Here is a 12,417-nt window from a genome sequence, read left to right as displayed (position 1 = left end):
CTCGATGTCAAATCCTTTCGTTCAAGCCAGGGCTGCCGCCGCGCGCTGCATATTGGCCGACATGTCACCTGTCACCGTGCTCTGCTCGTTCACGGCAGCCGCGGTACTCGTCACGTATTCATTGACATGTCCAATAGCCGCTTTGATCGTACCCAGAGTGCTGACGACGTCGGTGGATACGCTGTTGAGCGCATCGATCTCGGTCCGGATTTTGTCGGTCGCTTGTTTGGCCTGGTTGGCGAGGCTTTTTACCTCGGATGCCACAACCGCGAATCCCCTGCCAGCCTCGCCAGCCCTCGCCGATTCGATCGTTGCGTTGAGCGCGAGCAGATTGATCTGGCCGGTGATACCGTTAATCAACTCAATGATGCTGCCCATCGATTCCGCTGCAGCACTCAGACGCGTGGCCTGAGCGTCTGCAGATTCAACATGGCCGACGGCGGAAACCACGACGTCCTTGGATTTCACCATCGTTTCCGAGATCTCGCGTATCGATGCGGTCATCTCCTCACTGCCGGCCGCAACCGACTCGATCAACCCCCGAGCCTCCTCCGCCTTCATCCTGGCGACGGCCTTCGCCGTGACGTCGGTCGCATACTTGACGACCTTGAACGGCTTGCCATTCAAATCGAGGATCGGATTGTAGGATGCCTCTATCCAGATATCGCGCCCACCCCTTGCCAGGCGCTTGTACTCGCCGGCCTGATATTCACCGCGGTTCAAATCCTGCCAGAACTGAGCATACGATGCCGACGCGCGGTCGGCCGTCGTCACGAACATGCTGTGGTGCCGGCCTTCAATTTCAGCGCACGAATATCCCATCGCATCGAGGAAGTTCTGGTTGGCGCGTATGACCGTGCCGTCCATCTGGAATTCGATTACGGCCTGTGATTTCTTGATAGCGTCGATTTGCCCCCTCGTATCGGCCGCCAGCAACTTCTGTTCCGTAACATCGGAAGCGAACTTGACGACCCTGAACGGCGCTCCGGTCTCGTCGAGGATCGGATTATACGAGGCCAGGATCCAGACCTCCTTACCGCCCTTGCCGAACCGCTTGTATTCTCCCGCAAGAAATTCTCCCCGATTGAGCTTCGCCCACGACTCCAGATAGGCCGCACTGGCGCGAAAGCCGGGTTCGACAAACATGCCGTGATGATTGCCCCTGATTTCATCGAGTGTGTACCCCATGACTTTCAGAAAGTTGTCATTTGCGGTGATGATCGTTCCGTCCAGATTGAACTCTATCATGGCCTGAGCGCGACCGATCGCGGCGATCTTGCCGGCATCCTCCATCGCTCTGCGTCTCTCCGCTGTAATATCCGTAGCGAACTTGATTACCCTGGTCGGTTTGCCTTTGTCGTCGAGAACGGGATTGTAGGACGCCTGAATCCAGATGGCGTTTCCGTCCTTGCGGACACGCTTGTACTGCGCGGCTTGAAACTGGCCTCGATTGAGCTTCGTCCAGAACTCGCGATAGGATGCGCTATCCCGCTCACCCGTCGGCACAAAGATGCTGTGATGCTTGCCCTTGATCTCGGCGAGCGTGTATCCGAGGGCTTGAAGAAAGTTCTCGTTGGCCTCGACGATCGTGCCGTCGAGATCGAATTCGATGACGGCTTGCGATCGGCTGATCGCATCGGCCTGAGCCAGCGCACTTTCAATGAGCTTGCCTTTGCGTCCGAACATGAGTATCCCCCAATCAAAAGAAGCGGTGCGTAACGTGTCCCGCCTGAGCCCGGACGTTGACGGTCGACATCCGGCAGCGGAGCAAATCGTCCTCTGTTGAATTAAACCGATTCCAAATCTTCAAATCATTAAGCGTTTTTGCTGGATTTCAGCGCGCATCCTGCACCACAGCGACCGAATTAGCGGTCATCGCAGGTCAAGGCACCCTTACCGCGACAAAGATTGTGCGCGATGTACAAAGCTGCGGCTCTGATCCGCAAATTTTTCTATTTGAGAAACGCCTCGCGGCGAAATCGAAGCGGGGAGAATCTGTTCTATCGGAACGTGACAGTCGGCTTCAGGCTATTCGGAAAGATGAAGACCGCTCCTCGGTCCTCCAGCTCGGCACGAAGACGCCCGCTTTCGGCCGAACCGTCTCTCGATACGCCGTCCAACTCCTCCAGGCGGCGTATGACCGCGATCGACACTCCCGTCAGCTCGCTGAGCCGTTGCACCGACATGCGCAGCATGGTGCGTGCCACTCGCAATTGTGTTCCCGTCGCAGGCCTGGCGGGGTTCAGCAACGCCTGGCCCGTCCTGTCGTTGTCGATATCGAAGCTGAGGGCAAGCCATTCCGCTATCGCCCCCTCGGCCGATCGGATCGGCGCGACATGAATTTGGCGCCAACTCAGCGCCCCATCGGGAAAGCGAACCCTGACCTCCGTCCTGAATTCCTCTCCACGGCTTACCGCGTCCCGCCAAATCTTCAGCATGCCGCCGCGGTCATCGGGATCGACCCAATCGATCCAACGCGTACCCAGGACGCTGACACTTCTGCCAAAGGGCTGCTGATACAGCACGTTGGTCACTTTGCCGTCGGGAGCCGCGACGGTTACAGTGGCCTTCGACAACTTCGCAATTGCTTGCAGGTATCTTGCTCCGGCGCATAGCAAATGGTTTCTGTTTTGGTCGGCGGTTGCATCCGCCATCAATACGAGTAATGCGCTGGCTCGTCCCTGGTCATCGACGAGGAACTCGCCATACGCGCGCACCCAGCGAACCCGGCGGTCCTCGAGGATGATGCGAAAGGTGTCGTCAAATGAGATCCGGTTCTGCAGGGCGACATTGACCCTCTCTCGATCTTGCCGATCCCTGGGATGCATCCTGTCCAGCAATGCCTCGCGCGAAGGCCGTACGCTACGCTCGAAGCCGAACAGGTCGAATATCCCTTCCGACCAGGCCATTCGCTTCTCTGCGAGATTCACCCAGCAGACGCCGACCTTGAGCTGCCGTTCGAGGAATCCGAGGACGTCGTGGGGAATTGTCTGGTGCTGCGCGATACCGGTCATCTCATTGATCTGGGCTTCGAAAGATTCGGCGACCCGGAAGGCCTGATCGCGAGGCTACTGATTTCGGCAGTCGCCCACGAGACGATTTCGCGGTCAAGACGCAAGAAGCACCCATGCAGCGGCACTGCATAGGCCAAAGAACCAAACAATCGAAAGCCAAAACAATGCATCGTCGCGTGACATGAAGCTTCCGGCTATTCCAGCCCGGTGCGGCGCCTGTGCGGATATACCGGAGCGCTGCCATGCAAATCTTGTTATCGCGCGCCAAGAATTTGGGATTCCGCGCCGAAAACTTTGCGAAGATGCCTTTTCAACGATGCCCGTGGCTTTGAATGAGCGGTCGGAGCAGCCCGACCTTAGTTGTCGCCCTGTCGCTCGCCGTCGGCCTTTTCACGGGCTTCCAACGCTATCGGCGCGCCTCTCGCCGGAACGCAATTGGACAGCCGGAACTCTCTTGGCGTGGTTCCTGTCCAGCGCTTGAATGCGTGCGTGAAGGAGCTGACTTCCTGATAGCCCAACAGCCACGCTATTTGAGTGACAGGCAGTTCGCGATCACTGAGATAGCGTTGGGCAAGAGCTGATCTCAGCCTGTCGAGTATTTCGGCGAAGGTTACACCCTCGTCTCGAAGCTTCCTCGATAACGTACGCGAACTCATGCCAAGCTGACGGGCGACTTCCGAAAGTTCGACTCGCCCGTGCGGAAGCAGTTGCGGTATTATTCCCTCCACCCGTGAATGATTACTTCCGCGCAATCCCGGTCGGTGAGCAAGCGCCTCCTCCGCATACTGCCGCAGCAGATTGTTCAGATGAGGATCGTGTCCGACAATCGGCATCGAAGCCGCCAGCGCCGGAAGCATTATCTCATCCGTATCGGCGTCAAATTCCACTTCGGTTCCAAAGAAGGCATTGAACGCCGCCGGCGAGCCGGCCCTGGCATGTCTCACCTTCAATCGACGCGCGGCTATTCGACTGCCGGTAAGCTGTCGGCATATGCGCATCAGCGCAACCAGCCAAAACTCGATCTGATGCCGATCGGAGCCTCGGTCTACGTTTACGTAGTCGATCGCGATGTTCGCCGTTCCGTCCAATTTGAAGCCCAGGCGCGCTCCGTCAGTGTTGATCCTGCTATAGCGTTCAGCGTTGCGAAACGCATCCGCAAGATGTTCTGAGGATGCCATCACATAGTAAACCAGACCAATCTCGCGCAGGTCGAAGCTGCTTGCCAAATGAAACCCGAGAAGGTCATCCCGAAGTTCTTCGGCGGCCAGTTCCAGGAGCTTGATCTGGGAATGCACCTCGAGACGAACCGTTGGATCGGTAATCTCCTCAGGTCTCAACCCCGACTTCGACAGAACGGTTTTTACGTCCTTGTCTTGCTGGCGCAGTCGCGCGCATGCAAGGCGAGCGATTCGTCCGGTGGCACTCGGGATCGAACGAAATCCAGCAGATCCATTTGAACTCATGAGGTTGGACCTCATTTCCCTTCCGAACTTGCGTTCTCAGGACCCAACATTTTTCCGATAGAAGGCTTGCCTCTGACAAGAACCGGGTCGTCGCGGGCGACCGACCTTGATCTAAATCAAGTAAATCAAGCCGAATGCCTCCAATGGTTCCAAATCAGACTGATCCCCTTGGTCACCGAGCTCATCCGATGCAAACCTTTGCTCGAACGCTGATCGCGATCGTCGTGGCGCTTACGTCGCTGGGCGCGATCACCGAGCGCGTGCGCGAACCGGGCGTGACCGACACCGAAATTCGTATCGGCAATGTTATGCCCTATAGCGGGAGTTTGGAAGCATTCGGAGCGATCGGAAAGGCCGAAGCGGCGTATTTTGAGATGATCAACGAGCGTGGCGGGATCAACGGCCGCAAGGTGCGCTTCATCTCCCATGACGACAAGTCCGATCCGTCTACCGCGCTGGAACTTACGCGCGGCCTGATCGAGAAGGAGGACGTCCTCCTGATGTTCGGTTCGTTCGGTACTCCCGGCAATTTTGCCGTCCGCACATACTTGAACGAGCGGCAAATTCCTCAACTCTTTGTCGCCTCCGGAGACGATCATCTGAGCGATCCATCGCTGTTCCGCTGGACAATGAGCTGGCAGCCCTCGATCCGGGAAGAGGGGCGCATCTACGCCAACTACATCCAGGCGTTCTACCCCGGAAAACGGATCGTTGCACTTTGGCAGAACGATCATTTCGGCCGTGAACTGTTCAGGGGACTGCAGGACGGTCTCGGTGACATCGCCCGGATGATCAGGCTCGACATCGCGCACGATGCCGCAGACGATAATCTGGGCAAGCACGTATCGGTCCTGAAGCGATCAGGCGCCGAGATTTTTGTATTTGCGGGCGCGCCCGCAAACCTGACGAAAGTCATCCGAAGCGCGGCGGATCTGAACTGGCACCCTGTGTTCATCCTGAACCACATGTCGTCATCGATCGCGACGGCGCTAAAGCCTGCCGGCCCGGAAAATGCCTTGGGCGTGATTACGGCGACCTTCCTGAAGGATGCCAGTGATCCGGCCTGGAAGGACGAGCAAACCGCCAAGGATTGGCCGACTTTCGTCGAAAAGTACAATCGGGCCGGAGGCAAAGACGACAACGCCGCCGTGTTCGGATACGCGGCCGCCGAGACACTGGCCCAGGTGCTCAAACAATGTGGCAATGACCTGTCTCGCGACAACGTCATGAAGCAGGCAGCGGCCCTCGAAAACTACCAGAGTTCGATTTTGCTGCCTGGAATCAAGATCAACACCGGACGTTGGGACTTTCGGCCGATCAAGCACCTGCGACTGGTTCAATTCGACGGCCGCAGCTGGCAACCGATCGGCGACGTGCTTGAAACCGCTTTCTCCAGATCCCAAAAATAGCGGCGTCCGGCAACACACAATCGGGGACAGGCAGCATGGGTGCCGACTGAGCGGCACGCGCGGGTTCGCGGCCGAACCCGCGGCTTGATCTAGATCAAGCACGCCGCGTCGCGTCGCCCCTGGAATGGACGGTGACCGGCACGCGCCCGGCGCTTCCGCACAGGAGGAGACGATCATGACCGTGCTGAGTTCACTGCGTATCGCCGTTCTCGCTGCCACCACTGCCCTGCTTGCTGCGAGCGCGCAGGCCGGGCCAATGCCGACCAACGTGGCGGCGATGAAATCGATGGTCGACCAAAACACGACCGAAGTGCGCTGGGGCGGCGGCTGGCGCGGCGGCGGATGGGGCTATCGCGGCGGCCTTGGTTATCGCGGCTGGGGCTATCGCGGCCTCGGCTACGGCGTCGCCGCCGGCGCCCTCGTCGGCGGCGCGATCGCCAGCCGCGGCTATTATGGCGGCTACGGCGGATATTACGGCGGCTATCCTTCTTCCTACTATAGCTACGCTGCCGTCCCGTATTACGGCTATGGCGGCGGCTACGGCTATGGCGCCGGCTATTGCCCGCCCTATGGCGGCTACGCCGCCGCACGCTATTACGGCTGGTGAAACGGTCGCGCCGCTTGTTTGCACCTCCCTTGACGAGGAGGCCGGCGCTGCGCAGCAGCGCCCTCTCCCGTGATAACGCGGTGATGTTCGCGGACCTTATTTGGGAAGGCATTCCACATTGAAGGCGATGATGATCTGCGCGGGGTCGCCCTTGCCGATGCTCTTCAGGTCTTCCAAACCACTTTTCAGCTTGGCACCCGCCTCCATCAGGCTGCCCTCAAGTGTCGACTTGGCCGCCCGGCATCGCTCTTCGTTCGAGAATTCCTGAAACACCACGTTTGGGAGCAACCTCCATTCCGCCCTGTCGTTGGTCGCGGCCGGACTGACCGAGTAGGAGAAGACGTACATCAGGATCCACATCGATATGCCGCGACAAGAACGATTGCAGCGAGTGCAAACCGAAACATCGTGCTTCCTCCCTACTAGATGCGCTTCGCCTCGCATGGCGATTGAGGCGAACGTGCCGAACTTGCGGCGCACTCATGGTGGCTGCTTGATCTAGATCAACGGCAGCAGGGCTAACTTGGCCTGCAGGCGCCCACGGACACCACGGCATCGATCCGCTCGGCCGGTCAGCATCTCACCGCTTGATGGAAAGCCAGGTTCAAAACGACATCAATATTGTCGCTGGTGGCACTGAAGCCAGGCAGATTGAAGCAATCACGAGAAACGTGTTGGATTTGCGCCTGGTAGTCAGCCGCGCGGTCTCGGCATAAAGACGGGCGGCGCGCTCGCATGAAATCCCGCCGCTTCCGAAAGCGTCATCGTATCTGTTCATGCCCAGACGGCGCACGTCGTCAGGCAATCCTCGCGCAAGCCGCGCTCGAACGAGGTTGCTTTCGCGGTAGACGCCATCCACGCTTCTTGCCAGCGAAGTGACCGGCAAGAACTGCGTCAGCGGCACACGTATCGGCCATTGACAAGAACGCGGATGCAAGCGGTGCCTGCAGCTGCGGCGCCTACAGCCGCTCCGCCGACGACCGCCCGGCGCGTTGTTCGGCGTGCAACACCTGCAACGCTGGCGGGGGTAGCCGGGCGTCCAATCCTGGCTTCGGCGCTTTGGATGGATAACGTCGGGCCGTCGCCTGACGAAAAGTCGATCGAGCCAAACGTTCCAAAACCCAGGACGGCGACGACCAGCAGCATCCGCTTCGTGTGCAAGGATTTCATGGCGACCTCCATTGGCGGCTTGAATCCGGTGGGGGTCAGTCTCTGGATGCAGCAGGTCCCCGGCTTGATCTGGATCAATCAAAGCGGGGAACAGTGAAGCTGCAGCAACGTGGCACAAACTGCATAGTCCAGAGCACGATCATCAAACCGGCTGGTGCGCGGCGCAGACGAATGCCTCAAGTGGCGGCCTCAAATCTTGATTGATCCGACGCGTGCGCACTTCTTCACCGTAGAATCCCTGACCAGATTTGTGCGGGGCTGACCTGACCTTGCAGGAGTGGTCAGAGCCTCTCCTGACGCCGATGATGCGCTGCTGCGGCGTGGGGCCGACGGGAAATTCGCGCATTGACTGTTTGGGAATGGACTAAAATGGTGGCGCTGGCGCTTCTCATTTCGAGCGTATTGGCCATCCCGCTCGCGGTTTGGGTGTTCACGCGATAGGGCCTCGTCGGCCGCCTCTCCTGACGGTCCCAATAATCTGGGCCGTGGCACAAACTGCACTGGGCGGCCCGCTGATCCGGGCATATTCTGACAGGTCTTATGAGAGACGATCGCGCATTCCAGATTGGCGTCATCGGGCTGGGGTTGGTGCCGATCGCACTGACATTCGCCGTGCTTTTCATGCGCTAGCGCCCCCGGTGCATCACATGCCCGACTCTCATGCGCGTCCGGCACCATTGCTTCTTGCCATCGAGCGCCCGCGCTGTTCGAGGTGCCATGCCGGTCGCATGGTGCTGACAGGGATCAGGCCCCTCCCCAATCACTCCGATCTGCGGACCTTTCAATGCCCCAACTGCGAGCATGTTCACAAAGTGGAAGCCGAGGACCCGCTGACATCCGCTGGCAGCAGGGGCTGGCTCAACGGCGACCTCAACCCGCCAAAGTAAGAGCTTCGGGCCAATAATGCCGCGCCTGGTCAAGGAGCCCGTCGATCTGAGCAATCTCGATGCTGAGGCAATTGCGGCACTGGAGGAAGCCCGCAACCTCCCGCCCGGACCAGATCGAACAGAGGCATTGAAGAAAGCCGGCATTCTGCGCAAGGCCGCCGATCTCCAACGTCCGCTGTTGCCAAAGCGCGGCAGACCACGAAAGTAGGCAGCTCAGTTTGCATCCATTCAATAAGCCGGGCGATTTGGCTATTGCCAGCCTGGAACGCCGCGCATGTCGGGTAGATGGTGGGCGATACCCTTGTGGCAGTCGATGCAGGTTTTCTCGTTCGTGAACAGAAAGCGCTGATGCGCGGTGGCCGCGCGTGGCGATTGCCGGGTGATGTCCATGGACTCGGCGCTGTGGCAGTTGCGGCATTCCAGCGAATCATTGGCCTTCAGGCGCGCCCATTCGTGCAGGGCCAGTTCGAGCCGGTGATCGACGAACTTCTCTCGCGTATTGATCCTGCCGAACAGATGACCCCAGACCTCCTTGGACGCCTGCATCTTGCGCGCGATCTTGTCGGTCCAGTCGTGCGGCACGTGGCAATCCGGGCAGGTCGCGCGCACGCCGGAGCGGTTGGAGAAATGGATCGTGGTCTTCAGTTCCGCAAACACGTTGTCGCGCATCTCATGGCAGCTGGTGCAGAATTTCTCGGTGTTGGTCAATTCCAGCGCGGTATTGAAGCCGCCCCAAAACACCACGCCGGCGACGAAGCCGGCGAACACCAGCACGCCAAGGCCGAACACCGAACTCGGCCGTCGCAGGACCTCCCATAGTTCGACGACAAAGGCCCAAAACCGGGCGAGCCAGGATCGTCGCGACACGCCTTGGTCAGCAGCGCTCATCGCCGCCCCCCGGGTGCGGCGCGGCTGAGCAGGGTGTCGATATCGACGAAATCATTGTCGACTGGCGGCTTCACCACATTCTGCGGAACGTGGCACTCGGTGCAGAAGAAGCGCCGCGGCGACACCGAGGCAAGAAACTGGCCGTCCCGATCCATGAAGTGGGTGATGCTGACCATCGGGGCTTGCGACTCTCCGGTCCGCGCGCGCGCGTGACAGGAAAGGCACTTATTTCCGTTCATATCGATCTGATAGCCGTCGGTGGTGTGGGGGATCACCGGCGGCTGCTCGGGATAGTTTCGCACCTCCTTCTCGGTGGTGTTACGCAACGGCGTCATCGGCGCCGCCGGCCCCTCTTCATTGAGCGGCGTCGAGCCGCGCAGCCCGGAACTGACGGTTTGCGCGACCAGCGAAGTCGAGGCGCTGGCGGAGAGAATGGCCAGTGCCACAAGCCAGTGTTTTCCGATCATGTGCTTTGTACCCGCTCGATACGCACCGCGCATTTCTTGAAATCGGTCTGCAGCGAGATCGGATCGGTAGCGTCCAGCGTCACCTTGTTGATCATCTGCGCTTCGTCAAACCACGGCACAAACACCAGCCCGCGCGGCGGCTTGTCGCGGCCGCGCGTTTCGAGGCGCGTCCGGATATAGCCGCGGCGGGATTGCACTTTCACCTCGTCGCCGCGCCGCAGCTTCAGTTCGGCTGCGTCGTCCGGGTGCATGAAGCACACGGCTTCCGGGAACGCCTTGTAGAGTTCGGGGACGCGGCGCGTCATGGTGCCCGAATGCCAGTGCTCCAGCACGCGGCCGGTGGAGAGCCAGAAGGGGTATTCGCTATCAGGCAGTTCCGGCGGCGGTTCATAGGGTAGTGCGAAGATGCGCGCCTTGCCGTCCGGGAAACCGTAGAACTCCACACCCTTGCCGTTCTTCACATAGGAATCGGTACCCTCGCGGAAGCGCCATTTGGTCTCCTGGCCGTTGACCACCGGCCAGCGCAGGCCGCGTACCTGATGATACGTGTCGAACGACGCCAAATCGTGCCCGTGACCGCGGCCAAAGCCGGCATATTCCTCGAACATGCCCTTCTGGACGTAGAAACCGAACGCCTTCGACTCGTCGTTCAAATAACCGTCCTCGATATCGGACACCGGGAATTTGTCGATCTCTCCGTTGGCATAGAGCACGTCGAACAGCGTCTTGCCGCGGTATTCGGGCTTCTTGGCAATGAGCTCCTCTGGCCAAACTTCCTCGATTTTGAAACGTTTCGAAAACTCCATTAATTGCCAGAGGTCCGATCGCGACTCACCCGGCGCGGCGACCATCTGGTGCCAGAACTGTGTGCGCCGCTCGGCGTTGCCATAGGCCCCTTCCTTTTCGACCCACATCGCGGTCGGCAGGATCAGGTCGGCGGCAAGCGCCGTCACCGACGGATAGGCGTCGCTGACCACGATGAAGTTTTCGGGATTGCGGAAGCCGGGATAGGTTTCCTCGTTGACGTTAGGTCCGGCCTGCAAATTGTTGTTGACCTGAACCCAATAGGCGTTGAGCAGCCCGTCCTTGAGCATCCGGCTTTGCAGCACCGCGTGATAGCCTGGCTTGTCCGGAATGGTGCCCTCCGGCAGCTTCCAGATCCGTTCGGCGATGTCGCGATGCGCCTTGTTGTTCACGACCATATCGGCCGGCAGGCGATGCGAGAATGTGCCGACTTCACGGGCGGTCCCGCACGCCGAGGGTTGGCCGGTGAGCGAGAACGGGCTGTTGCCGGGCTCGGAGATTTTCCCCGTCAGCAAATGGATGTTGTAGACGAGATTGTTGCACCAAACGCCGCGGGTGTGCTGATTGAAGCCCATGGTCCAGAAGCTCGTGACCTTGATCTTCGGATCGGCATAGAGTTCAGCCAGCGCCTCAATCCGGTTGACCGGCACGCCCGACATCTCGGCCGCTTTCTCCAGCGTGTAGTCGGAGACGAACTTGGCGTATTCCTCGAAGGTCATGTCGGTCGCGTCATTGGCCTTGGCCGCGCCAGTTGCTTTTTTCTGCAACGGATGTTCGGGGCGAAGGCCGTAGCCGATGTCGGTCTGGCCGCGTTTGAAAACCGTATGTTTCGCAACGAAGTCCTTGTTCACCCGGCCGGTCTTGATGATGTGGTTGGCAACGGCATTGAGCAGATAAAGGTCAGTCTGTGGTTTGAACACCATGCCGATATCGGCGAGATCGAACGAGCGGTGTTCGAACGCCGACAACACGGCGACGCGAACATGCGGCGCGCTCAGCCGACGGTCTGCTATGCGCGTCCACAGGATCGGATGCATCTCGGCCATGTTGGAGCCCCACAGCACGAAAGCGTCCGCAGCCTCAATGTCGTCGTAGCAGCCCATCGGCTCGTCGATGCCAAAGGTACGCATCATGCCAGCCACCGCCGACGCCATGCAGTGCCTTGCATTGGGGTCGATGTTGTTGCTGCGCAAACCAGCCTTGAACAGCTTGGCCGCGGCGTAGCCTTCCCAGATCGTCCATTGCCCGGAGCCGAACATGCCGACACCACTCGGCCCGCGCTTTTTCAGGGCGTCCTTATACTTCTCCGCCATGATGTCGAAGGCTTCATCCCAGGACACCGGCTCGAACTCGCCGTTCTTGTCGAATTTTCCGTTGGTCTTACGCAGCATCGGTCTGGTCAGGCGGTCATGGCCGTACATGATCTTTGAAAGGAAGTAGCCCTTCACACAGTTCAGCCCGCGATTGACCTCCGATTTGATGTCGCCGTGGGTTGCGACCACGCGGTTATCCTTGGTCGCCACCATGACGCTGCATCCGGTGCCGCAGAACCGGCACGCTGCCTTTTCCCACTTCAATTCGCTTACGCCACGTTCGGTGACGAGGTTGGCGGCGGCAGCGGCGGCAGGCATCCCGCCGGCGAGAGCGGCCATCGCGGCTGCCTCGAGCTTGAGAACCTGACGGCGGTCCAGCTTGGTTTCGGTCATGA

Annotated in this window: 11 protein-coding genes; 3 read left to right on the top strand and 8 right to left on the bottom strand. The window is 59.6% G+C overall.

From position 1 onward, the window contains the following. Nucleotides 1–21: 21 nt before the first annotated feature. The 3 genes from ABIE49_RS32050 to ABIE49_RS32040 form a co-directional block, all read right to left on the bottom strand. Complete coding sequence (locus tag ABIE49_RS32050) at nucleotides 22–1,686, bottom strand: methyl-accepting chemotaxis protein (RefSeq protein ID WP_192734982.1); 1,665 nt, start codon at nucleotides 1,684–1,686, stop codon at nucleotides 22–24. Between the two features lie 314 nt (nucleotides 1,687–2,000). Continuing rightward, nucleotides 2,001–3,014 (bottom strand): PAS domain-containing protein, encoded by a 1,014-nt coding sequence (locus ABIE49_RS32045; RefSeq protein WP_192734983.1) that lies wholly within the window; start codon nucleotides 3,012–3,014, stop codon nucleotides 2,001–2,003. 356 nt (nucleotides 3,015–3,370) lie between these two features. After that, nucleotides 3,371–4,477 carry an AraC family transcriptional regulator gene (locus ABIE49_RS32040; protein ID WP_354067103.1) on the bottom strand — a complete coding sequence of 369 codons (1,107 nt, stop codon included), beginning with the start codon at nucleotides 4,475–4,477 and terminating at the stop codon, nucleotides 3,371–3,373. A 188-nt stretch (nucleotides 4,478–4,665) separates the two neighbouring features. Here ABIE49_RS32040 and ABIE49_RS32035 point away from each other — a divergent pair, with 188 nt between their 5' ends. Beyond that, nucleotides 4,666–5,886, top strand: coding sequence for an ABC transporter substrate-binding protein (locus ABIE49_RS32035; RefSeq protein WP_192734985.1), 1,221 nt, complete (start codon nucleotides 4,666–4,668; stop codon nucleotides 5,884–5,886). Nucleotides 5,887–6,061: 175 nt separating this feature from the next. Beyond that, nucleotides 6,062–6,493, top strand: coding sequence for a hypothetical protein (locus ABIE49_RS32030; protein ID WP_192734986.1), 432 nt, complete (start codon nucleotides 6,062–6,064; stop codon nucleotides 6,491–6,493). Nucleotides 6,494–6,589: 96 nt separating this feature from the next. On the opposite strand, the gene ABIE49_RS32025 is transcribed toward ABIE49_RS32030, so the two are convergent. After that, the gene (locus ABIE49_RS32025) at nucleotides 6,590–6,853 is read right to left on the bottom strand and encodes a hypothetical protein (RefSeq protein WP_192735232.1); all 264 of its coding nucleotides are present in this window, start codon (nucleotides 6,851–6,853) and stop codon (nucleotides 6,590–6,592) included. Nucleotides 6,854–7,387: 534 nt separating this feature from the next. Beyond that, on the bottom strand, nucleotides 7,388–7,663 hold the full coding sequence (locus ABIE49_RS32020) for a hypothetical protein (RefSeq protein ID WP_354067678.1): 276 nt from the start codon (nucleotides 7,661–7,663) through the stop codon (nucleotides 7,388–7,390). A 903-nt stretch (nucleotides 7,664–8,566) separates the two neighbouring features. Here ABIE49_RS32020 and ABIE49_RS32015 point away from each other — a divergent pair. Continuing rightward, the gene (locus tag ABIE49_RS32015; RefSeq protein ID WP_192734987.1) at nucleotides 8,567–8,758 is read left to right on the top strand and encodes a hypothetical protein; all 192 of its coding nucleotides are present in this window, start codon (nucleotides 8,567–8,569) and stop codon (nucleotides 8,756–8,758) included. 41 nt (nucleotides 8,759–8,799) lie between these two features. Here ABIE49_RS32015 and ABIE49_RS32010 read toward each other — a convergent pair whose 3' ends face one another. The 3 genes from ABIE49_RS32010 to napA are packed head-to-tail and all read right to left on the bottom strand — an operon-like array spanning nucleotide 8,800 to nucleotide 12,415. Further along, on the bottom strand, nucleotides 8,800–9,438 hold the full coding sequence (locus tag ABIE49_RS32010; RefSeq protein ID WP_192734988.1) for a NapC/NirT family cytochrome c: 639 nt from the start codon (nucleotides 9,436–9,438) through the stop codon (nucleotides 8,800–8,802). Continuing rightward, the gene (locus ABIE49_RS32005) at nucleotides 9,435–9,905 is read right to left on the bottom strand and encodes a nitrate reductase cytochrome c-type subunit (RefSeq protein ID WP_192734989.1); all 471 of its coding nucleotides are present in this window, start codon (nucleotides 9,903–9,905) and stop codon (nucleotides 9,435–9,437) included. Before ABIE49_RS32005 ends, ABIE49_RS32010 begins: the two co-directional genes overlap by 4 nt. After that, nucleotides 9,902–12,415 (bottom strand): nitrate reductase catalytic subunit NapA, encoded by a 2,514-nt coding sequence (gene napA / locus ABIE49_RS32000; protein ID WP_192734990.1) that lies wholly within the window; start codon nucleotides 12,413–12,415, stop codon nucleotides 9,902–9,904. The genes ABIE49_RS32005 and napA overlap by 4 nt, the downstream gene beginning before the upstream one ends. Nucleotides 12,416–12,417 lie beyond the last annotated feature (2 nt).

Origin of the sequence: Bradyrhizobium sp. OAE829 (assembly GCF_040546575.1) — a bacterium.
In the GTDB taxonomy this organism is placed as follows: Bacteria; Pseudomonadota; Alphaproteobacteria; order Rhizobiales; family Xanthobacteraceae; genus Bradyrhizobium.
The sequence above is the reverse complement of the archived record's forward strand: the minus strand, read 5'-3'. Positions and strand labels throughout refer to the sequence as shown.

Excerpts from the sequence above, each read along its gene's own strand:
- ABIE49_RS32025 (WP_192735232.1), bottom strand. The coding sequence starts at position 6,853 with ATGTGGATCCTGATGTACGTCTTCTCCTACTCGGTCAGTCCGGCCGCG.
- ABIE49_RS32005 (WP_192734989.1), bottom strand. The coding sequence starts at position 9,905 with ATGATCGGAAAACACTGGCTTGTGGCACTGGCCATTCTCTCCGCCAGC.
- napA (WP_192734990.1), bottom strand. The coding sequence starts at position 12,415 with ATGACCGAAACCAAGCTGGACCGCCGTCAGGTTCTCAAGCTCGAGGCA.
- ABIE49_RS32035 (WP_192734985.1), top strand. The coding sequence starts at position 4,666 with ATGCAAACCTTTGCTCGAACGCTGATCGCGATCGTCGTGGCGCTTACG.
- ABIE49_RS32050 (WP_192734982.1), bottom strand. The coding sequence starts at position 1,686 with ATGTTCGGACGCAAAGGCAAGCTCATTGAAAGTGCGCTGGCTCAGGCC.
- ABIE49_RS32015 (WP_192734987.1), top strand. The coding sequence starts at position 8,567 with ATGCCGCGCCTGGTCAAGGAGCCCGTCGATCTGAGCAATCTCGATGCT.
- ABIE49_RS32020 (WP_354067678.1), bottom strand. The coding sequence starts at position 7,663 with ATGAAATCCTTGCACACGAAGCGGATGCTGCTGGTCGTCGCCGTCCTG.
- ABIE49_RS32010 (WP_192734988.1), bottom strand. The coding sequence starts at position 9,438 with ATGAGCGCTGCTGACCAAGGCGTGTCGCGACGATCCTGGCTCGCCCGG.
- ABIE49_RS32040 (WP_354067103.1), bottom strand. The coding sequence starts at position 4,477 with ATGAGTTCAAATGGATCTGCTGGATTTCGTTCGATCCCGAGTGCCACC.
- ABIE49_RS32045 (WP_192734983.1), bottom strand. The coding sequence starts at position 3,014 with ATGACCGGTATCGCGCAGCACCAGACAATTCCCCACGACGTCCTCGGA.
- ABIE49_RS32030 (WP_192734986.1), top strand. The coding sequence starts at position 6,062 with ATGACCGTGCTGAGTTCACTGCGTATCGCCGTTCTCGCTGCCACCACT.